Genomic DNA, 19,573 nt, shown 5'->3' with positions numbered 1-19,573 from the left:
CGGGCCGCCCGCGAACCGTTCAGCCAGAGAAGCCCGCCGTCAGTGAAAGCCCCACCACCGCACCAACTGCTGGATTGCGGCCAGAGCGCAATAGCCGTAAGCCATGGAGCTCGTGAAACCGCGGTCCAGCATTGTCCACCCTTACACGCAAAATAGACGAGGTGGCGACCATCCGGTGACAGATCGCACCGGTATTCATGGATGCGCCCTTTAAGCCATTGCGCGGTTTCAAACCGGTTGCTGCACCGGTCCCAAAATACGGTTGCGACTTCGTCGCTCGGCCCCCGTCTGAGCACAACTGCGCTGTCCGAATTAGTGGAGGTCAGCACATAAAGGCGTGGCGCCGGCCTCAAGCCCAATCTCCCAACGCCTGTTGCCACATTGTCATAGCTGCAACCGCTGCCGTATCAGCCCGCAGGATACGGGGTCCAAGACTGACCACATGCGCAAAAGGCAGGGATGAAAGTCGCTTACGTTCCCGTTCGGAAAACCCGCCTTCGGGACCGATCAGGATGGCCCATGGGCACCCGGTTTCGTTTTCCGACAACCGCAGGGCCGAGCCGACCTCGGCCTCATCGCAGAACATCAACTGGCGCCCTTCGGGCCAGTCGTCCAGCATACGGTCGAGTTTTTGCAAGTCGCCCACCTGCGGCACGAAGGTTCCGCCGCATTGCTCGGCGGCCTCGATAGCATGCGCCTGCAGACGATCCTGCCGGATCCGTTCCGAATTCGTGAACTCGGTCTGCACGGGGATGATCCTCGCAGCCCCCATCTCGGCCGCTTTCTCGACAATGAAATCGGTGCGCGCCTTTTTGATAGGGGCAAAGAGCAGCCACAGATCGGGCGGCATCTGAAGCGGCTTTGTCTGACTGGCGCAGAGCAGCGCGCCACCGCGTTTTCCCGCCTCGACAACTTCAGCCAGCCACTCGCCATCCTTTCCGTTGAACAGCGCCAACGATGCTCCAACGGCCAGACGCATGACGCCGAACAGGTAATGCGCCTGATCCCGCGTCAAAGGAACCGATTGCCCCTCACCCAAAGGGTGCTCTACATACAGTCTGATCTTTGCACTCATGAGAGCCTACATATGCAAGGCAATGTCCCAACGCCAGATGGACAAGTCGCTGATGCCGTTTCCGGCAATTGGGTAGATAGTTACGCACCCGCGTTCAGCCGGCCATATTTGCGGCTGTCGCGCGCGGACCGTCCGATTGGAACGTGGTTGCTGTTGATTCCCTGCTGGTGGGGTCTGGCACTGGCGATTCTGAACGATGGCAACCCACGCTGGGAGGACGTCTGGATCGCCATCGGTTGTGCCTTGGGGGCATTTTTGATGCGAGGCGCGGGGTGCACCTGGAATGACATCACCGACCGCAATTTCGATGGTCAGGTCGAACGAACACGGTCCCGGCCGATTCCATCGGGTCAGGTGTCCGTCAGACAGGCCGTCGTCTGGATGGTTCTGCAAAGTCTTTTGGCGCTGCTGATCCTGCTGACGTTCAATCGGGCCGCCATCGCCATGGGTGTTTTGTCGTTGTTGCCGGTTGCAATCTATCCTTATGCCAAACGCTTTACTTGGTGGCCTCAGGTTTTTCTGGGCCTTGCGTTCAACTGGGGGGCCTTGCTGGCATGGACGGCCCACAGTGGCTCGGTCGGGTGGCCAGCGGTTATATTGTATGCCGCCGGTATTTCATGGACGTTGTTCTATGACACGATCTACGCCCATCAAGACACCGAAGATGATGCCCTGATCGGCATCAAATCCACCGCCCGGTTGTTTGGCACGGACACTGCGCGCTGGCTAAAGTACTTTCTTGTTGCGACCATCGGCTTAATGGGCCTTGCCGTGATCGAGGCCGCTTTGCCAGACGCATCCGTTCTGGCACTTGTGCTTGCCATTGCCGGACCATGGGCGATGGGCTGGCACATGGCATGGCAACTGCGCGGACTGGACATCGAGGATAATTCCAAGCTGATACAGTTGTTCCGGTCCAATCGGGATACCGGCCTTATTCCGCTGATCTTCTTCTGCGCCGCCCTGCTGGCCTGATTGCACCTCGGGATTATGGCCTATATGACTTCGCACCAACCGTTCGAAGAGTGACCGTCCGTTCATGCGCCTTTCCTATTCCATCGTCGTTCTTCTGACTTTTGCCGTGGCAGCGGGACTTGCCCTGACCGGAGCGATCTTTGCTGTTTCGCGGGTCGAGGCGGAATCGGAAAGGGCGGTGCGTCGTGCGCTGTCACTGGAAGCGCATGAATGGGCCGAGGTTCAGTCGGACGGGCTCCGGGTTGTCCTGACGGGCACGGCCAAGGACGAAGCGACCCGGTTCAACGCTTTGACCGTTGCGGGAACCGAAGTCGACGCCTCACGCGTGATCGACGAAATGGACGTTGCTCCGACCGCGGATCTTGCGCCGCCCCGGTTTTCCGCCGAAATCCTGCGCAACGACAGCGGTATATCCGTCATTGGCCTGATACCGGCCAGCGAAGACCGCGAAGCGTTCGTGCAGACGCTGCGCAATATTGATGGCAATGCCAACGTCTCGGATTTGATGGAAAGTGCCGACTATCCCAAACCCAAGGGGTGGGACGACGCGATGTCCTATGCCGTGCAGGCGCTAACACGTCTGCCACGCGCCAAGATTTCGGCCAGCCCTGGCCTCGTAAAGATAACAGCGATTGCCGATAGTCAGCAGGAAAAAGAAAAGCTGGAACAGGAACTGACGCGTTCCGCACCGCCAAGTTTGCGAATCGGTTTGTCTATCACGGCCCCTCGCCCGGTCATCACACCATTCACCCTGCGCTATCTGATTGACGAGAACGGCGGTCGTTTCGATGCCTGTTCGGCTCAGGATGACGCCGCGCGCGACAGCATAATCGCCGCCGCGCAACGATCTGGGTTGAGCGGCCGGGCAAGCTGCACGATCGGTCTTGGTGTGCCCTCCCCTAGATGGGCAAGAGCCGCGGAACTGGGCATCCAGTCGGTGGCTGCACTGGGTCAGGGCTCGGTCACCATGTCCGACGCAGATATCACGCTGATCGCTGCCCAGGGAACCGACCAGTCCCTGTTCGACAGAGTTGTGGGCGAGCTTGAAAACGCTCTGCCCGATGTTTTTGCCCTGCATGCAGTGCTGCCCGAGCCCGAGATTGCAGAAACAAGCGGCCCGCCCGAGTTTACGGCAACCCGCAGCCCCGAAGGATTGGTTCAACTGCGCGGGCGGGTGAATGACGAAACTTTGCGTAATATGGTGGACAGCTACGCGCAGGCAGCCTTTGGAACCGGCAGGGTTCATATCGCAACCCGCATGGTACCCGGACTTCCGGCGGACTGGCCCGTTCGCGTTCTGGCCGGTCTTGAGGCGCTATCTTATCTGAACAACGGCGCCCTCACCGTAACCCCTGATGCGGTTGTCCTGAGCGGCATGAGCCACGATCAAGACGCCAAAGCCGAAATCGCGCGCATACTGTCGGACAAGCTGGGCGAGGCGCAGGATTTCACCCTGTCCATAACCTATCAGCCACCACCCGAGCCCGAAGATACATTGCCCGACCCGGAAACCTGTGAAGCACGCATCGCCGAAGTGCAGGACAGCCGGAAGATCGCATTTGAACCCGGTTCGGCCACGGTAGCCTCGGACGCGCTGGAGACACTGAACCAGATTGCGGACATCTTGCGCGAATGCGGGCCGATCCGGATGGAGATTCAGGGCCACACCGACAGTCAGGGCCGCGAAGAAATGAACCAGCAGCTCAGCCAGTCGCGGGCTCAATCCATCCTGAACGAGTTGCGCACCCGCCGGGTTCCGACCTCCAGTTACCTTGCCGTGGGATATGGGGAAACACAGCCTATCGCCGACAACGATACCGAAGAAGGCCGCGAAGAGAACCGCCGAATCGAGTTCAGGCTGATCCGCCCCGAACCGGTGGAGGATACGGAAACAGGCCTTGATGCTCTGGAAGCATCCCAACAAGAGCAGGAAGCCGAACAGGCCGAGGACAGCCCGGAAGCAGAGGCGCAGGAGCAGTGACATGAACAGAACGGAATTCATCATCGCAACGGCGATCATCCTTTTTGTGGCCTTCTGCATGGGTTGGTTCGCCAACTGGCTGGCGCATCGTCTGTCGCGCGTCCGGCAAAGCGATGTGGCGGATCTGGATCGGATGAGTCAGGAGCTGCATGAGGCAGAAGAAACCCGCGATCAGGCGATCACCTATTTGCAACAGCGCGAGGCCGAGCTGACCAATCAGCTGACGCAAACCGAAGCAGAACTTTCTGCCGCTATGGAGGGTTTGCGCGCCGCCCGGCAAGAAGCCGAGGAGTTGCGCGGCAGGATCAACAACGCTGACTGAACGCGCCGCTACCCGTTTTGCCGCCGGTTCGTCCGGCATTTTCAAAGCCAACTTCAGGCCACCCCGCCAATGAAATTGCGGGTACGTTTTCGCGTCGGCGTAAATTGGCCGGTATCCGCGATACAACTTTGACTTGTCCAATAAATTCAACATACTGCATGGGTGCATTTTTGCCTGCACCACTTGGAAACACCATCCAGCACAATGGAGCGTGCCATGAATTTCAAGACAACTTTCAAAACCGCAACCATCCTGAGCGTATTCGCTGCCACTTCGGCCTTGGCGTCGGACGATGTAATTCCCTCAGAAAACGACACCTTCACAAAGTGGGGTGAAGAATCGGGATGGACCATCTTTGTGGATGACAACCGCAAGTCCTGCCTTATCGAGCGCATGGACGAAAACGCCAACGTCGTACAGATGGGCCTGACCGCAGATCATGAAATGGGGTATCTGGGCGTCTTCACCAAAAACGACATCGGGCTGAAAGGGAAAAAGGAAGAAATCATCCTGTCCCTCGACGGAAATCTGTATTCGGCGGAAGCCCATAAAAAGACCAAGCACCTGGCAGAGGGTTACACCGGTGGATACATACTGGCGAATAACCCGCAATTCGTCGATGACGTCATGAAGAAACACGAGATGATCGTGTTCCCCGAGAAAGAGTTTGCATTTGGGGTAAATCTGGACGGCACCTTCAAGGCCATCGAAGCGGCCCGTGAGTGCAATACGGAACAATCCGGCTGATTTGAGTCTGCCCTCGCCGACATCCCTAACGCGGGTGTCGGCAACCGGTTTACCAGCGGGTCAGCGCATCCTCGTCTTCGTCCTTGGCCTCGACCCAATCCGATCCGGACGTGGTAATTTCCTTTTTCCAGAACGGCGCGCGCGATTTTAGGTAATCCATCAGGTATTCTGCCGCCTCGAAAGCATCCTTGCGGTGACGGGCAGAGGTTGCAACCATCATGATCCGATCCCCGGGCGCAAGCCGACCGTGGCGATGAATGACCAACACATCGCCCAGCGACCAACGTTTTTTGGCTTCTTGAGCAATCTTTTCCAGCGCCTTTTCGGTCATCCCCGGATAGTGCTCAATCTCCATCACATCCAGATCGCCGCTGGCCAAATCCCGGACAACACCGGTAAAGGTCACCACGGCGCCACTGGTGGTATCCCCGGCGGCAAAGGCGTTGGCTTCGGCCCCCAGATCAAACGCATCCTGCTGCACGACGATCCGCATGGGTTCAGCCACCTGTCATCGGTGGAAAAAATGCAACTTCGCGCACACCGTTCAGCGGGGCATCGAAATCGGAAAGCTCCTGATCCAGCGCAACGCGCAATGCGGAAAGATCGGCAAAGGCGGCCTCGTATCGGGGTTCGCGTGCGCGCAGTTCGGCCACCAGTTCGGATACCGTGGAAGCGGTCGTTTCAACGCGCTCTTTCGGCAGACCGATCCGTTCGCGAACCCAGGCAAAATAAAGCACATCCATACCTTAGGACTCCTTCAGATGGGGCATGGCTTTACGTAGGTAGTCATAGCCGGTGATCAACGTCAGGGTGGCGGCAATCCACAACAGCCACAGGCCGATCCGGCCAGACCAAAACATGCCTTCGAGTTTCCATCGCAGGCCGTGCACATCCTCTACCTCGCCATTAAGGATTTGCGATATCAGCGCGTCGTCCATGCCAAAGGACGACATAACAAGATAGTGTTCGAATATCCCCTGCGAGAACAGGACGGCGATGGCAACCATTTGTGCAGTCGTTTTCCACTTGGCCAGTTTGGTCACCTTCAGGGTCCCTGCAACATCGCCAAGGTATTCACGCAGGCCGGAGACAAACACCTCACGAAACAGGATCACGGTTGCCGGAAGCACCAGCCATGGTGTCCAGTGTTCGGTTGAATATCCCACAAGGATCATCAGCGCGATCACAACCATCGCCTTGTCGGCGATGGGATCCAGCATCGCACCCATCTTGGTTTCCTGCTTCCATGCCCGGGCAAGGTAACCGTCGAACCAGTCGGTAATGGCGGCGGACAGGAACAGGATCAGCGCGAACCAATCGGCGTACGGCCGCGTAAAATACAGAAACATCACGGCAAGACCGGGCGCGGCCAGCAGGCGGAGCAAGGTCAGAATGTTGGGCAAATTCCACTTCATGCGGCGGACACTATATCGGTCATGCGGGACAGGGAAGGCACGGCGTTGAAAAACCATGCAATGCACGGTGTCACCGATGAAGGTATTTTTGCGCAGAAGAAAATACGAAGGCTTTGCTAACCCTTGTCGTGGAAGAAGTCATAGACCTTTTGCGCCAACCCCGCCGAGATGCCATCAACCGCCCTCAGGTCTGCAAGGTTCGCACGGCTGACAGCCTTGGCGCTGCCGAAATGAGCAAGCAGGGCGCGTTTGCGGGCGGCCCCAACACCAGGGATTTCATCCAGAGGCGTCGCCCCGACTGCCTTGGCGCGTTTGGCGCGGTGCGTGCCAATGGCAAAGCGGTGCGCCTCGTCCCGCAGGCGTTGAATGAAGTACAAAACAGGATCGTTGCGTTTTAGCGCAAAGGGGCGCTGTCCGATACGGTGGAATTCCTCTTTGCCGTGGTCGCGGTCGATGCCCTTGGCCACGCCGACCATCGGAATATCCCCAACCCCATGGGCCAGCATGATCTCATGCACTGCGCTGACCTGCCCGGCGCCGCCATCGATCAGCAGCAGATCAGGCCACAGCCCCTTGTCGCGGTCGGGATCTTCTTTGAGAAGGCGGGTGAAACGCCGGGAAAGAACCTCTTTCATCATGCCGAAATCATCACCCGGCGTCAGGTCGTCGCCGCGAATGTTGAACTTGCGGTAGGCGTTTTTCACAAAGCCGTCCGGGCCAGCCACAATCATACCGCCCACGGCGTTGGTGCCCTGAATGTGCGAGTTGTCGTAGACCTCGATCCGACCCGGCGGGCCATCCAGGTCGAACGCTTCGGCCACACCGCGCAACAGCTTGGCCTGCGTGGCACTTTCCGACATGCGCCGGGCCAGCGACTCGCGGGCGTTTCGCAGGGCCCCGGACACCAGTTCGGTCTTTTCCCCGCGTTGGGGGACAAGAATTTCAACCTTGCGCCCGGCCTTGTCCGAAAGCGCCTGCTGCATCAGATCCGCGTTTTCGATGGCATCGGAAAGGATCAGTTGCCGGGGCGGTTCCTTGTTGTCGTAGAACTGGCCAAGGAAGGCCTCCATCGCCTCGGCCGCGGATACGTCCGGACCCACGCGTGGATAAAAATCCTTGTTGCCCCAATTCTGGTTGGCTCGGATAAAGAAAACCTGCACGCAGGCCTGTCCACCTTCCATATGCAGGGCGATCACATCCGCCTCGGCCACGCCACGCGGATTGATACCTTGCGAGGTCTGAACCTGTGTCAACGCGCGTATGCGATCGCGCAGACCGGCAGCGCGCTCGAACTCCATAGCGTCAGACGCTTCCTGCATCTGTAGCGCCAGATCTTCCTGCACTCTGGTTGAGCGGCCCGACAGAAAACGTTCTGCATCCTTGACGCTTTCGGCATACCCCTCCTCCGATATTAGTCCCACACAAGGGCCCGAACAGCGCTTGATCTGAAACAGAAGACAGGGGCGCGTACGGCTTTCGAACATGGAATCCGAGCAATTGCGCAGCAGGAATGCCTTTTGCAGCTGGTTCAGTGTACGGTTCACCGCACCCGCACTGGCAAATGGGCCAAAGTAAGTTCCCTTTTCCTTCTTGGCGCCACGATGTTTCTTGATCTGAGGAAAGGCGTGGTCCTTGGCCACCAGAATGTTGGGAAAGCTTTTGTCGTCCCTCAGCAGCACGTTGTATTTTGGCTTGAGCTGCTTGATCAGGTTCTGTTCCAGCAGCAACGCCTCGGTCTCGGTTCGCGTCGTCAGAAACATCATCGAAGCGGTCGCGGCAATCATCCGCTCGATCCGCCCTGAATGGCCCGGCCGCGCATAGTTCGAAACGCGGGCCCGCAGATTGCGGGCCTTGCCGACATAGAGAACACGGCTGTCCACATCCAGCATTCGGTAGACACCGGGCGAACTGTCCAGTGACTTCAGATAGCTCTGGATACAGGCATAGCCGGTAAGGTTTTCGGTTGAGGTCGATTCGCTCTCGGGAGTCATTGCACTGAAATATGATTCTCTGGCGTCGGCTGCAATCTTGAGCAGCTCAAATCAAGAGGAAACAAATCCACGGTTTCTGTGGATAACTATGCATATAACTTTTGTGAGCTTGCAGATTCCCCATGAAACGTTGGGCATTCCTTGAGTTGCACAAAAAATAGGCACAATATTAAGGTGTTGAAACCAAACACAAAAAACAGTATCACCTGTCAAGTATATGAAAAATAAGACATTTTTGTAACGTCAAAGTAACGGAAACGCGAGCGGTGCAAAACTTGCATCGATTCCGCCTATTCAACCCCAAGAATATCAGGTGTTCGCCAGCCAAGATGCTGGCCTCCATCCACACACAACAGCTGTCCCGTGACAGCATGTGCGTCCAGAAAATAGCCCAGCGCGGCCGTGATATCCGACGGATTCGCACCCCGCTCCAGAATCGTATTGGCCCTTTGAGCGGCGAAATGAGCATCGCTTTGACGGTGCCCTTGCAATGTCGGGCCGGGGCCGATTGCGTTCACGCGAATGGCCGGTGTCAAAGCCTGCGCTGCAGTCCGCGTCAAGGCCCACAGCCCCATTTTAGCAATCGTGTATGACATGAACTCGGGCGTCAGTTTGCGGACACGCATATCGACCATATTGACGATCAGACCCGACGCTATCGGTTCACCATTTGCATCGATTTCCGCCTGCAAACCTTGCTCGGCCATCTGCTGCGTCAGAAGGAACGGCGCGCGCAGGTTGCTGTCCATATGCCGATCCCAGCTTTGCCGGGTTGCGGTGTGGATATTGTCGTACTCAAAGACCGACGCATTGTTGATCAGGCAAGTGATTGGCCCACCCAATGCCTCGACAGCATCCGGCAAAAGCGCCTCGACCCGGGATTCGTCAAGCAAGTCGGCTTGCAGAGCGACCGATTTGCGCCCCATTGAGCGGATGGCCGCGACGGTATCTTCTGCGGCTTCTGCTGACGTGGCATAGTGGACCGCCACGTCCATTCCGCGCTCGGCCAAATACAGCGCCATCGCGCGGCCCAGACGAATGCCCGCACCGGTTACGAGTGCTCGGGTCATGACGAGGCTCCCTTAAAGAAATTACGCCAGCAAAATGATCACATAGACTGCGTAGAGCAAGGTCAAGACAAAGCCCCACGCACGGGTGATATCCTGTTTGAAGAACACGAACGGAACCAGCAAAAGCGACGCGCCCAGCATGACCCAAAGGTCAAAATACAGGAACTCCGGGTCGACCGGTATTTTGCCGAACAGCGTGGCGATACCGACAATGGCCAGCAGGTTGAACATGTTCGAGCCGATCACATTGCCCAGCGCGACATCGGCCTGTCGCCGCAATGCGGCCATGACGGTGGTCGCCAGTTCCGGCAACGATGTGCCAACCGCCACCAGCGTCAAACCGATAACGGTTTCGCTGACGCCGTAGGTCCGCGCGATAACCGTCGCGTTTTCGACCAGCAGATGCGCCCCGATGGGCAGGCCGATCAGACCCAGGATCAGGTACATCGCGACTTTCCAGTACGGCATATCCGGGTCGGCTTCCTCCAACCCTTCCAATTCGTCTTCTTCCTCGCATGCTGCACCGCAGGCCTTGCGATGCGCGCGCGCCTGCCGGAACGCATTCCCCAAAACAAGCGCAAGTGCCGCAAGCAGGATCGCCCCGCTTAGGACGGTAAAGACCCCACAAAAGGCCAGTGCAATGAACAGAACGGATGCAATCAGCATGAAAACATAGTTTCGGCGGCTGTTGCATTCACTGGTGTGAAGCGTGGCAAGCAGGGCCGGAAGCCCCAGTACAAGAAGAATGTTGGCCGTGTTCGAACCGACGACGTTACCCAGGGCGATGCCCGGCGCGTTTTCCTTCACCGCGCTGATGGCGATCAGCAGTTCCGGTGCGGACGTCCCGAAAGCGACGATTGTCAGGCTGACGATCAGCGCAGGAACACCTAGGCGCAGGCTGAGATTTACGGCGCCACGCACCAGCGCGTCGCCCCCCAGCAGCAAAATCAACAGCCCAAGCCCCGAAAACAGCCATGCCGTCATGTGCGGTCCCCCCGCTCGCAGGCGCAGGGGCCTTTACCGATCCGATATCTCCCGCAGCGCGGGCATTTGGACGATTGCAGCCGACGTTGCCCCGGAAACCGAAGTCTTCCGAACATCGCCAGAACGGCCATGGCGACGAGGAAAAGGGTGACCACCTTTATGATCACGTCAGAGACCAAAGCGCGCGTAGGCCGCCCGCTCCTCTATTCCGGCAACCGCATCCTGCGCCAATTCGGCACCAAATCGCGACCAGAGCGGTTTGCGAACGCCGTAGCGGCGGAACTTGACCTTGTCTCCGAATTTTTCCTGCATCTTGGGCTTGAGATGCGCAATTCCGTCAATCAGGCCAAGTTTCTCGGCGCGCTTCGCCAGCCAGATTTCGCCCGTGAACAGATCGGTCTTGTCGTCCAGCTTGTTGCCGCGCCTGTCTTTGACGTGATCAATAAAGTTCTCATGGATATCGCCAAGGATATGCTTGAGCCGCTCGACGTCTTCTTCCTTTTCCGGCGAAAACGGGTCCAGCATGGATTTTGATTTTCCCGCCGTGTGAACACGCCGCTCAAGTCCCTGCCGGGCAAGAAACACATGAGCGCCGAAGCTGGAGGAAATAACTCCGATCGATCCCAGAACAGAACTGTCGTCGGCCCAGATTTCATCTGCTGCCGCAGCCAGCCAATATCCCCCCGATGCGGCCACATCCTCGACAAAGGCAAAAACCGGAACGTCCAGTTCGTCCGACAGCCGCCGGATGCGCGCACCGATTAGTGAGCTTTGCACCGGGGAACCTCCGGGCGAATTGAGCTCAAGCGCGACCGCCGCCGGCTTGCCCTTGCGAAACGCCTTTTCCAGTACCGGCGCCAAAGTGTTGTCATTCAGTGACGCACGACCTGCCATTCCGATAGCTCCGGACATCCGGACCACGGCCACGACAGGCTGCTTCTTGATAAACGGAAGGCTTAGTTTCATGGGTGCCGATGTAGAGTGCCGCCACCCGGTAAACAAGACGCCCGCGATAGCAGAGACGCTACGTGAACGAAATTGGCACAGCCGATGGGCAAAAATGCAACGCCTGCTGACGCTTCGCTAGCTGCGAATGCGCCAGCCGGTTTTGAAGATCCACCAGATGATTCCAAGACACAGACCCGTAAACGCCAAGATGGCAAGAAGGCTGAGCAGGATCGGCACATCCGCTAGACCGTAGAAGGACCAGCGAAACCCCGAGATCAGATACAAAACTGGGTTGAACAACGTAATCGTCTGCCAGATCGGCGGCAGCATCGATATGGAATAAAAGGTCCCGCCCAGAAAAATAAGCGGCGTCACTACAAGTTGCGGGATCAGCGACATCTGTTCGAAATTGCTGGCCCAGATACCGACGATGAAGCCCAGCAACGAAAAACTGAGACAGGACAGAACCAGAAATGCCACCATCGCAAAAGGATGCTCGATGCGGATTTCAACAAAGAATGTGGCCGTGACGAGTATCACCACACCGACGAACAGGGCCTTGGTAGCAGCCGCCCCAACATAGCCGATCACGATTTCGATAAAGTTGATCGGGGCCGACAACAATTCGTAGATCGTGCCAAGAAACTTGGGAAAGTAGATGCCGAACGACGCGTTCGAAATCGACAGCATCACAACCGACAACATGATCAGACCGGGCACGATGAATGCGCCGTACGAGACGCCCTCAACCTCCTGAATGCGGCTGCCGATGGCTGTGCCGAAAACCACGAAATAAAGCGAGGTGGACAGGACCGGTGACAAAAAGCTCTGCGCCAGCGTTCTGAAAAAGCGGTTCATCTCGAAACGATAGATTGCGGCAATCGCGGACCAGTTCATGCGGCCTCTCCCGAAACGAGATTGACGAATATCTCCTCAAGGCTGGACTGCCGGGTTTGCACGTCGCGCAATATCAGCCCAGCCTGCGATACGTCATTCAGCAGAGTGGTGATACCTGTTCGGTCTGCATGGGTATCATAGGTGTAGATCAGCGAGTCCCCTGCGCCGTTCAAGGTCAGATTGTGTTCGGAGAGACAGTCGGGAATTGCGCTGATGGCTTCGGTCAGCATGACCTCAAGCTGCTTCTTGCCCATCTGCGCCATCAGCGTGTCCTTGTCCTGAACCAGTAGCAATTCGCCCTTGTTGATAACGCCAACCCGATCCGCGATGGCCTCGGCCTCTTCAATGTAGTGTGTGGTCAGGATGATCGTCACGCCGCTTTTCTTCAGCTCGCCAACGATGTCCCACATGTCCTTGCGCAATTCGACGTCGACACCGGCGGTGGGCTCATCAAGGAACAGAATGCGCGGCTCGTGCGCCAGGGCCTTGGCGATCAATACGCGGCGCTTCATGCCGCCGGACAACTCCTTGATCGCATTCTTGCGTTTATCCCACAGCGACAGCTTGCGAAGAATTTCCTCGATCCGGGCGCTATCCTGACCATGACCAAAAAGCCCGCGCGAGAACCGCACCGTGTTCCAGACCTTTTCAAACGGCTCAAGCGCGATTTCCTGAGGCACCAGACCGATCATCCGGCGGGCGGCCCGAAAGTCGGCCTGTATGTCGTGCCCACCAACAGTCACCGATCCGGATGTTGGCGTCGTTATCCCGCAAACCGTTGAAATCAGAGTCGTCTTCCCAGCCCCGTTCGGGCCGAGCAGAGCGAGAATCTCGCCCTCTTCAATATCCAATGAAACGCCTTTGAGCGCCTCGAAACCATCGGCGTAGGATTTGCGCAAATCCTTGATCGACAGAATTGTTGCCATGCATTTCCCCCGTTCTGGCGGTGACCCTATCGCGCCGGTCAGCTCCGGAACAGGTCAAATGCGCACAAAGCGCTGCGCGTTTGCGCAGGTGTCAGTCGCGGCCGGTCAGACGTCCAAGCCAGCCTTTTTTTCCTTCGCTCTGATCTTCGCCCTCGGTCGCAGCTTCTTCTGCCGGTCCTTCCAGATACTCCTGCAGGTTCGAAAAGAATTGATCCGCCATTTTCTTGGCAAAGCCGTCAATCAGGCGGCTGCCCAGCTGGGCCAGCTTGCCGCCAACCTTTGCGTCAACATCATAAGACAGCAGTGTCCCGCCGCTTTCACTCGCGCTCAATGTGACGCTGGCGCTGCCTTTCGCGAAGCCGGCCGCGCCCCCCTTCCCTTCACCCGCGATGGTGAGGCGCTCGTTTTCCACCATATCCGACATGGTGACGGTCCCCTTGAAGGTCGCCTTCACCGGCCCGACTTTTTGCACAACCGTTGCTTCATACCCGTCGGTCGGGTTGCCGGAAATCTCCTGCGTTCCCGACACACACACCTTAAGCACTTCCGGGTCCAGCAATGCCGCAAAAACTGCCGCAGGTTCCGCCTGAATTTCCCTTGTGTCGCTCATCTGCATGGTGGACTGCCCCCAATTTCCTGCTGAAAAGGTATCAGAACAGCATTACCGCCCTGAACCGGACGTGGCTAGCCCAAGCGTTCACGGGGTCGGTGTTGCTTTTGCGGCTGACCGCCAACCTGCTTCGCGCAGGGCATGCGCGTAACTGGGGGCGTTACGCATCTGCGGTCCAAGCCCCTTTTTCAGCAGGGACTTGTGCAGTTTGGGCAGATTGAAGCAGGGCACATGCATGATCATGTGATGCTCCAGGTGGTAGTTGACCCAGTACGGCGCAACAAGAAGGCGCGCCAGAGGCCCCGCATAAGTGGTCCGCACGTTTTGCAAAGGATTGTCTGATTGTTCGGTCGCGCCATGCTCGGCAATGTTGCGGACGCGCAATACGAACTGAAACCAGGTGAGATAGGGCAAAAGCCAAAAGGCCAGCCCCCACCACCAGCTGCCTAAAAGGCCCATCAGGACCATGACAAACAGAAACACCGGAAGGGATTTCCATAGCTGAGGGGCTTTGAAGCTTTGGGCAAAATCAGATGCGGCCGCCTTGATGGCATCCTCGTCCCCGGCCAGACGGAAAGACATCAATATCTGCCCAAACAACTGCTTCACACCGGTCTGCCCTGTCAGATCCCGGGTGAATTTGCGTTTCAGCGACGCATGAGACGTGGGAAACTTGGCCGACAGCACCAGATCCGGGTCTTTATCCGTCTGGGTAAAGCGATGATGGGTCAGGTGATAGTGACGATAGGCCGCCAATTCGGCCAGAATCGGGCGTCCACACAGCCATTCACCGACAAAATCATTGGCACGTTGAGACGAAAACAGTGCATTGTGTGCAGCTTCGTGCATCAGAATGGCCAAGCCTAACTGACGTGAACCGATCACGATTACCGCGATCAGAAAGGTAAGCGGGTTTGGAAAAAAGCCAAACAAGGCGACGGCAAGTGCAATCAAACCCCAGCAGTGCACAACCAGCCATGCGCCCATGATATTGGAACGCCTTGCCAAGGGCCGGATTTCGTCGGTGCCAAGGTATGCTTTGCCGGGGGTCATGGTGGTCTCCTCGACCAACATTGTCTCAAACGCCCGCCCCCCCGTCAAAGAAACCGCAGCGTCACTTTCTACAAAGCTTAATCGGGAACAATCCTTCCAAAGATTGATCCGGCTGGATGTTTTCGCGCTACCAGAGATTTGGGGAAGGGCCTACCGGATTAGGACAGAGGATCAATCCCACCCCCTCGAATACCACCAAAAGAAAAACTCACACAAAATTTTCGATGTATACGGGACTGATCCTCAAACCCAACCGGGATGAGTACGTTTTGAAGCAAATCTCACCGGACAACAGTGAACTAGTTCACATTCAAGAAAAAAATTGCCCTACCGCCAATCAAAAAAGCCGTCACCTGCCCGGGAAAGCAGCCCTGCCGCCATTGATCGGCCCATTTCAGCGCCATCTTCTACACTTCCGGTCACATCATCCGCAATGGATTCGGACCCATCCGGGCGCAGCACCTCTCCGCGCAGGCGCAGAGTACCAGCCTCCAGCTCCGCCAGACCGGCGATCGGGGTTTCACAGGATCCGTCAAGCGCCGCCAGCAAGGTCCGTTCCGCCGCCAGGCGCAAACCGGTGTCTCGGCTGTGAATGGCTTCCAGCATTTCAGCGGCCCGATGATCATCGCTGCGCCGTTCGATGCCGATAGTCCCCTGCGCGATGGCAGGCAGCATATCATCCGGCGAAATGGCGGTTGCCGGCACGTCGTCCATCTGCAGCCGCCGGAGACCGGCCATCGCAAGGAATGTGCATTCAGCAACACCATCTGCCAGCTTCTTAAGCCGGGTCTGCACGTTTCCGCGGAATTCCACGACCTTCAGGTCCGGGCGTCGGTGCAACAGCTGGGCCCGCCGCCGCAATGATGACGTGCCCACGACCGCACCGTCCGGCAGGTCATGAATCGAGCCAAGCCGCGGGGAAATGAAGGCGTCGCGCACGTCTTCGCGCGGCAGGAAGGTGTCCAGAACCAGCCCCTCGGGCTGCTCGACCGGCATATCCTTGGTAGAGTGCACGGCGATATCGATATCGCCTTTCAGCATCGCCTCTTCGATTTCCTTGGTGAACAGGCCTTTGTTGCCGATCTCTTTCAGCGGACGATCCGCGTCGATCATGGCGCGGTTGTCGCCTGTCGTCTTGATCACCACGATCTCGAACGCCTCTTCCGGCAGATCGAAAGCCTCACCCAGTCGGTGGCGGGTCTCATGGGCCTGAGCCAGCGCCAGTGGAGAGCCACGGGTGCCGATCTTCAGCGGCGATGCGGGGGAGGGTAGGATCAAAGTCATGACGCAAGCTTTAGTCGCGTCACATTGCCCTGACAATGGGGGCAGAGCTTGACAAATTGACGCCGAAGGCAGACCGGTATCGCAAACCGGAATATTGGGGACGAGCATGGCCGAGAAAAAGAAACTGCTGCGAACGCTGGCGGGTGAAGTGCAGGACGTGCCGCCTATCTGGATGATGCGGCAGGCAGGGCGGTATCTGCCCGAGTATCGTGCGACGCGCGCGCAGGCCGGGGATTTCCTGTCGCTGTGCTACAACCCGGAACTGGCCGCCGAGGTGACGCTGCAGCCGATCCGCCGCTATGGCTTTGACGCTGCGATCCTGTTTGCCGATATTCTGTTGGTGCCACAGGCCCTAGGTGCGGATTTGTGGTTCGTGACCGGCGAAGGGCCCCGCCTGTCCACGATCACGCAGAAATCGGAATTCGACGCGCTGAAACCCATCGATGCCATTCACGAGACCCTTGCGCCCGTCTATGAAACCGTTCGCATTCTGTCGCGCGAACTGCCTTCCGAAACGACACTGATCGGATTTGCAGGCGCGCCCTGGACGGTCGCCACATACATGATCGCCGGACGTGGAACACCGGATCAGGGACCCGCACACGCCCTGAAAGATGGCGATACCGCCCTGTTCGAGGCGCTGATCGAACGGATCACTGCGGCAACCATCGAATATCTTTCCGCCCAGATTGAAGCCGGTGCGGAAGTGGTCAAGATCTTCGACAGCTGGGCCGGATCCCTGAAAGGGGAAGCATTTTCAAAATACGCAGTGGAACCCTGCCGCGTCATCACGCAGGCGATCAAGGAACGCCATCCCGGTATTCCGGTAATCGGCTTCCCCCGCGAAGCAGGTGATGGCTATATCGGGTTTGCCAACGCAACCGGGGTTGATTGCGTGGCGCTGGACAACTCGGTTTCGCCCGAATGGGGTGCTGAACATGTTCAGGTGGATGGCTGCGTTCAGGGCAATCTGGCCTCATCGCATATGGTGACGGGCGGGCAGCCGCTGGTGGATGAAACCCGCCGCATTGTCGAGGCATTCTCGGGTGGGCCGCACATCTTCAATCTGGGCCACGGGATCACACCGGACGCCGACCCAGAAAACGTACAGTTGATGATTGATACGGTGCGCGGCAGGTAAGTCAGCAGATTTATCGGTTATCGAGTTCTGCAAGAATCTCTTGCGTGTGCTCTCCGCGTGTGGGGCTGGGTTTGGGTTCCCATTCCTGTGTTGAAAACCGCGGTGCAGCGGCTGCCTGCAGGTTGCCATCAACATCCCGCCAAGTGCGGCGCGCGGCGTTCATTTCGTGATCGCGGGCCTCTTCTGGGCTGAGGACCGGGGCGACACAGGCATCCGTTCCCAAAAACAGATCGGCCCAATGGTCGCGGGGCTTTCCGGCAAAAATCGACGCAAGGCGTTTGGTCAGCTCCGGCCACATTCCCGGATTGTATTGCTGTTGAAAACCCGGATCATCCGTCAGATCCAAGAGCTTCAGAAACTCGGCGTAAAACTTGGCCTCAAGACACTGAACGGACACATATCCCCCATCCGCGCAAACGTAGGTGCGACTCCAGTGCGGGCCGTCAAGCAGGCTGTGACCCCGTGCGTCCGACAGGTTGCCTGTCTGTCGCAACCCCATAAGCAGATTCATCATATTTGCCGAGCCATCATATATTGCGGCGTCAACTACGGTCCCCTGACCGGTCGAACGGGCATTGATTATGCCTGCCAGCATTCCAACCACCAGATACATAGCGCCGCCACCGATGTCTCCGACCAGTGTGGCAGGCGTTTGCGGTGCATCGCCGGGCGCCGATCCGTACCAAAGTGCACCTGACAGTGAGATGTAATTCAGATCATGGCCCGAAGCATGCGCCAGCGGACCGCCCTGCCCCCAACCCGTCATGCGCCCGTAAACCAGACCGGGATTCAGTTCGTGGCAAACCTCTGGCCCCAGCCCCAGTTTTTCCATCACACCCGGGCGAAACCCCTCGATCAATCCGTCCGCCGAGGCAATCAGCCGTTTTGCGGTTTCCAGATCGGTCGCATCCTTCAAATCCAACTCAATCGACCGCTTTCCCCGGTCCAGAACAGATTTCACTGCACCGCCGGGCGCTGTAGGACCACTTTTGCGATGCACGGTAACGACGTCAGCGCCAAGATCAGACAACATCATGGCGGCAAACGGGCCGGGGCCAAGCCCCTCGATCTCGATGATGCGGATACCTGTCAGCATGTCTGCTCCTCCCTCTGCGCCAACGTTCCGGCCAAACAGACGGATTGCAAGGCCCGACCGCCGCGACGTGACGTCTTTTTCATGGTGACTAGGCAGTTACGAATACGAGTGATTTCCTGCCGCTGGAGAAGGAGGAGCTCATGTCAGTCGTTTCCTACGAAAAAGATGGGCGCATCGCGCGGATCACGCTGAACAGACCGGACGTCATGAATGCGATCAATGACGAACTGCCGGTAGAATTATCCGAAGCCGTCGCGCGGGCTGATGCCGATCCGGGCGTTCACGTCATGATCCTGTCCGGCAACGGCCCCGCCTTTTGCGCCGGATACGATCTGACCTTTTACGCCGAAGGCAATGGCAGCGGAGAGGCAACCCAGCCCATGCCGTGGGATCCGATCAAGGATTACAGTTTCATGTGGCGCAACACGCAGCATTTCATGTCTCTCTGGCGGGCGATGAAGCCCGTGGTCTGCAAAGTTCATGGGTTTGCCGTGGCCGGAGGATCCGACATCGCATTGTGTGCGGATATGACCATCATGGCCGAGGACGCGCAGATCGGGTACATGCCCGCCCGCGTCTGGGGCTGCCCGACCACGGCCATGTGGGTCTATCGTCTGGGTGCTGAAAAAGCTAAACGGATGCTCTTTACCGGCGACAAGATCACTGGGCGCGAAGCAGCGGATATGGGGCTGGTGCTCAAGGCGGTGCCTGCGGATCAACTGGACGATGCGGTCGAGGAAATGGCCGCGCGCATGGCGACAGTTCCGATCAATCAGCTGGCCATGCAAAAGATGGTCATCAATCAGGCAATCGAACAGACCGGAATGATGCAAACGCAGCGTCTGGCCACAATCTTTGACGGCATTACGCGGCACTCTCCCGAAGGCATCAATTTCAAGACCCGCGCGGAACAGGTCGGCTGGAAGCAGGCCGTGACCGAAAGGGATCAGGGCACCTGGGATTGGACAGAAGACGAAGAATTACCAAAGCGTAATCGTTAAGTCCCTTGCCAGAGCATTCCGGGAGGAATAGCGTCCCGCAAATGGTCGCACGGTGAG

20 protein-coding genes are annotated in these 19,573 nt (G+C 57.8%); 6 read left to right on the top strand and 14 right to left on the bottom strand.

Features of this window, described 5'->3' with window-relative positions:
* Nucleotides 1–349 precede the first annotated feature (349 nt).
* Nucleotides 350–1,075, bottom strand: a complete 726-nt coding sequence (locus ACR0D6_RS10915; protein WP_480765518.1) for a 16S rRNA (uracil(1498)-N(3))-methyltransferase — start codon at nucleotides 1,073–1,075, stop codon at nucleotides 350–352.
* A 12-nt stretch (nucleotides 1,076–1,087) separates the two neighbouring features.
* Here ACR0D6_RS10915 and ubiA point away from each other — a divergent pair, with 12 nt between their 5' ends.
* The 4 genes from ubiA to ACR0D6_RS10895 all read left to right on the top strand — a co-directional run bounded on the left by ubiA (nucleotide 1,088) and on the right by ACR0D6_RS10895 (nucleotide 5,100).
* Nucleotides 1,088–2,050: a 4-hydroxybenzoate octaprenyltransferase gene (ubiA, locus tag ACR0D6_RS10910; RefSeq protein WP_480451617.1), complete on the top strand. Its 963-nt coding sequence runs from the start codon at nucleotides 1,088–1,090 to the stop codon at nucleotides 2,048–2,050.
* Nucleotides 2,051–2,114: 64 nt separating this feature from the next.
* Nucleotides 2,115–4,031, top strand: coding sequence for an OmpA family protein (locus tag ACR0D6_RS10905; protein ID WP_480765517.1), 1,917 nt, complete (start codon nucleotides 2,115–2,117; stop codon nucleotides 4,029–4,031).
* 1 nt (nucleotide 4,032) lies between these two features.
* Nucleotides 4,033–4,353 carry a hypothetical protein gene (locus ACR0D6_RS10900; protein WP_170654504.1) on the top strand — a complete coding sequence of 107 codons (321 nt, stop codon included), beginning with the start codon at nucleotides 4,033–4,035 and terminating at the stop codon, nucleotides 4,351–4,353.
* A 216-nt stretch (nucleotides 4,354–4,569) separates the two neighbouring features.
* Nucleotides 4,570–5,100: a hypothetical protein gene (locus tag ACR0D6_RS10895; RefSeq protein WP_480451621.1), complete on the top strand. Its 531-nt coding sequence runs from the start codon at nucleotides 4,570–4,572 to the stop codon at nucleotides 5,098–5,100.
* A 49-nt stretch (nucleotides 5,101–5,149) separates the two neighbouring features.
* On the opposite strand, the gene ACR0D6_RS10890 is transcribed toward ACR0D6_RS10895, so the two are convergent.
* The 12 genes from ACR0D6_RS10890 to hemC all read right to left on the bottom strand — a co-directional run bounded on the left by ACR0D6_RS10890 (nucleotide 5,150) and on the right by hemC (nucleotide 16,278).
* On the bottom strand, nucleotides 5,150–5,593 hold the full coding sequence (locus tag ACR0D6_RS10890; RefSeq protein WP_480765671.1) for a molybdenum cofactor biosynthesis protein MoaE: 444 nt from the start codon (nucleotides 5,591–5,593) through the stop codon (nucleotides 5,150–5,152).
* A gap of 4 nt (nucleotides 5,594–5,597) precedes the next feature.
* Nucleotides 5,598–5,843, bottom strand: a complete 246-nt coding sequence (gene moaD / locus ACR0D6_RS10885) for a molybdopterin converting factor subunit 1 (RefSeq protein ID WP_480451622.1) — start codon at nucleotides 5,841–5,843, stop codon at nucleotides 5,598–5,600.
* 3 nt (nucleotides 5,844–5,846) lie between these two features.
* Entirely contained in the window at nucleotides 5,847–6,515 is a 669-nt protein-coding gene (gene pgsA / locus ACR0D6_RS10880) for a CDP-diacylglycerol--glycerol-3-phosphate 3-phosphatidyltransferase (protein WP_170654496.1), read from the bottom strand.
* 116 nt (nucleotides 6,516–6,631) lie between these two features.
* A complete protein-coding gene (uvrC, locus tag ACR0D6_RS10875; protein ID WP_480765516.1) occupies nucleotides 6,632–8,506 on the bottom strand; it encodes an excinuclease ABC subunit UvrC in 1,875 nt (624 codons plus the stop codon).
* Between the two features lie 290 nt (nucleotides 8,507–8,796).
* Complete coding sequence (locus tag ACR0D6_RS10870; RefSeq protein ID WP_480729301.1) at nucleotides 8,797–9,576, bottom strand: SDR family oxidoreductase; 780 nt, start codon at nucleotides 9,574–9,576, stop codon at nucleotides 8,797–8,799.
* 21 nt (nucleotides 9,577–9,597) lie between these two features.
* A complete protein-coding gene (locus ACR0D6_RS10865) occupies nucleotides 9,598–10,560 on the bottom strand; it encodes a calcium/sodium antiporter (protein ID WP_480451629.1) in 963 nt (320 codons plus the stop codon).
* Between the two features lie 168 nt (nucleotides 10,561–10,728).
* Nucleotides 10,729–11,526: a S49 family peptidase gene (locus tag ACR0D6_RS10860; RefSeq protein ID WP_480765515.1), complete on the bottom strand. Its 798-nt coding sequence runs from the start codon at nucleotides 11,524–11,526 to the stop codon at nucleotides 10,729–10,731.
* A 117-nt stretch (nucleotides 11,527–11,643) separates the two neighbouring features.
* Complete coding sequence (locus ACR0D6_RS10855) at nucleotides 11,644–12,405, bottom strand: ABC transporter permease (RefSeq protein WP_480729294.1); 762 nt, start codon at nucleotides 12,403–12,405, stop codon at nucleotides 11,644–11,646.
* Nucleotides 12,402–13,331 (bottom strand): ABC transporter ATP-binding protein, encoded by a 930-nt coding sequence (locus ACR0D6_RS10850; RefSeq protein ID WP_480765514.1) that lies wholly within the window; start codon nucleotides 13,329–13,331, stop codon nucleotides 12,402–12,404. Before ACR0D6_RS10850 ends, ACR0D6_RS10855 begins: the two co-directional genes overlap by 4 nt.
* Before the next feature lie 91 nt (nucleotides 13,332–13,422).
* Complete coding sequence (locus ACR0D6_RS10845) at nucleotides 13,423–13,947, bottom strand: SRPBCC family protein (RefSeq protein WP_480765513.1); 525 nt, start codon at nucleotides 13,945–13,947, stop codon at nucleotides 13,423–13,425.
* A gap of 81 nt (nucleotides 13,948–14,028) precedes the next feature.
* A complete protein-coding gene (locus tag ACR0D6_RS10840) occupies nucleotides 14,029–14,994 on the bottom strand; it encodes a fatty acid desaturase family protein (RefSeq protein WP_480765512.1) in 966 nt (321 codons plus the stop codon).
* A gap of 327 nt (nucleotides 14,995–15,321) precedes the next feature.
* Nucleotides 15,322–16,278 carry a hydroxymethylbilane synthase gene (gene hemC / locus ACR0D6_RS10835; protein WP_480765511.1) on the bottom strand — a complete coding sequence of 319 codons (957 nt, stop codon included), beginning with the start codon at nucleotides 16,276–16,278 and terminating at the stop codon, nucleotides 15,322–15,324.
* A gap of 106 nt (nucleotides 16,279–16,384) precedes the next feature.
* Here hemC and hemE point away from each other — a divergent pair, with 106 nt between their 5' ends.
* Nucleotides 16,385–17,419 (top strand): uroporphyrinogen decarboxylase, encoded by a 1,035-nt coding sequence (gene hemE / locus ACR0D6_RS10830; protein ID WP_480765510.1) that lies wholly within the window; start codon nucleotides 16,385–16,387, stop codon nucleotides 17,417–17,419.
* 10 nt (nucleotides 17,420–17,429) lie between these two features.
* Here hemE and ACR0D6_RS10825 read toward each other — a convergent pair whose 3' ends face one another.
* Nucleotides 17,430–18,515 carry a CaiB/BaiF CoA transferase family protein gene (locus ACR0D6_RS10825; protein WP_480765509.1) on the bottom strand — a complete coding sequence of 362 codons (1,086 nt, stop codon included), beginning with the start codon at nucleotides 18,513–18,515 and terminating at the stop codon, nucleotides 17,430–17,432.
* 140 nt (nucleotides 18,516–18,655) lie between these two features.
* Between ACR0D6_RS10825 and ACR0D6_RS10820 the strand changes: the two genes are divergently transcribed.
* A complete protein-coding gene (locus ACR0D6_RS10820) occupies nucleotides 18,656–19,516 on the top strand; it encodes a crotonase/enoyl-CoA hydratase family protein (protein WP_170654471.1) in 861 nt (286 codons plus the stop codon).
* Nucleotides 19,517–19,573 lie beyond the last annotated feature (57 nt).

It is taken from the genome of Ruegeria sp. BJ6 (assembly GCF_056537885.1).
This window is presented reverse-complemented; position numbering and strand designations above follow the sequence as displayed.

Coding starts and splice junctions, on each gene's coding strand:
- ACR0D6_RS10915 (WP_480765518.1), bottom strand. CDS start 1,075: ATGAGTGCAAAGATCAGACTGTATGTAGAGCACCCTTTGGGTGAGGGG.
- ACR0D6_RS10900 (WP_170654504.1), top strand. CDS start 4,033: ATGAACAGAACGGAATTCATCATCGCAACGGCGATCATCCTTTTTGTG.
- ACR0D6_RS10845 (WP_480765513.1), bottom strand. CDS start 13,947: ATGCAGATGAGCGACACAAGGGAAATTCAGGCGGAACCTGCGGCAGTT.
- ACR0D6_RS10820 (WP_170654471.1), top strand. CDS start 18,656: ATGTCAGTCGTTTCCTACGAAAAAGATGGGCGCATCGCGCGGATCACG.
- moaD (WP_480451622.1), bottom strand. CDS start 5,843: ATGGATGTGCTTTATTTTGCCTGGGTTCGCGAACGGATCGGTCTGCCG.
- ACR0D6_RS10860 (WP_480765515.1), bottom strand. CDS start 11,526: ATGAAACTAAGCCTTCCGTTTATCAAGAAGCAGCCTGTCGTGGCCGTG.
- uvrC (WP_480765516.1), bottom strand. CDS start 8,506: ATGACTCCCGAGAGCGAATCGACCTCAACCGAAAACCTTACCGGCTAT.
- ubiA (WP_480451617.1), top strand. CDS start 1,088: ATGCAAGGCAATGTCCCAACGCCAGATGGACAAGTCGCTGATGCCGTT.
- ACR0D6_RS10840 (WP_480765512.1), bottom strand. CDS start 14,994: ATGACCCCCGGCAAAGCATACCTTGGCACCGACGAAATCCGGCCCTTG.
- ACR0D6_RS10895 (WP_480451621.1), top strand. CDS start 4,570: ATGAATTTCAAGACAACTTTCAAAACCGCAACCATCCTGAGCGTATTC.
- ACR0D6_RS10870 (WP_480729301.1), bottom strand. CDS start 9,576: ATGACCCGAGCACTCGTAACCGGTGCGGGCATTCGTCTGGGCCGCGCG.
- ACR0D6_RS10825 (WP_480765509.1), bottom strand. CDS start 18,515: ATGCTGACAGGTATCCGCATCATCGAGATCGAGGGGCTTGGCCCCGGC.
- ACR0D6_RS10905 (WP_480765517.1), top strand. CDS start 2,115: ATGCGCCTTTCCTATTCCATCGTCGTTCTTCTGACTTTTGCCGTGGCA.
- ACR0D6_RS10855 (WP_480729294.1), bottom strand. CDS start 12,405: ATGAACTGGTCCGCGATTGCCGCAATCTATCGTTTCGAGATGAACCGC.
- hemE (WP_480765510.1), top strand. CDS start 16,385: ATGGCCGAGAAAAAGAAACTGCTGCGAACGCTGGCGGGTGAAGTGCAG.
- hemC (WP_480765511.1), bottom strand. CDS start 16,278: ATGACTTTGATCCTACCCTCCCCCGCATCGCCGCTGAAGATCGGCACC.
- ACR0D6_RS10865 (WP_480451629.1), bottom strand. CDS start 10,560: ATGACGGCATGGCTGTTTTCGGGGCTTGGGCTGTTGATTTTGCTGCTG.
- ACR0D6_RS10850 (WP_480765514.1), bottom strand. CDS start 13,331: ATGGCAACAATTCTGTCGATCAAGGATTTGCGCAAATCCTACGCCGAT.
- ACR0D6_RS10890 (WP_480765671.1), bottom strand. CDS start 5,593: ATGCGGATCGTCGTGCAGCAGGATGCGTTTGATCTGGGGGCCGAAGCC.
- pgsA (WP_170654496.1), bottom strand. CDS start 6,515: ATGAAGTGGAATTTGCCCAACATTCTGACCTTGCTCCGCCTGCTGGCC.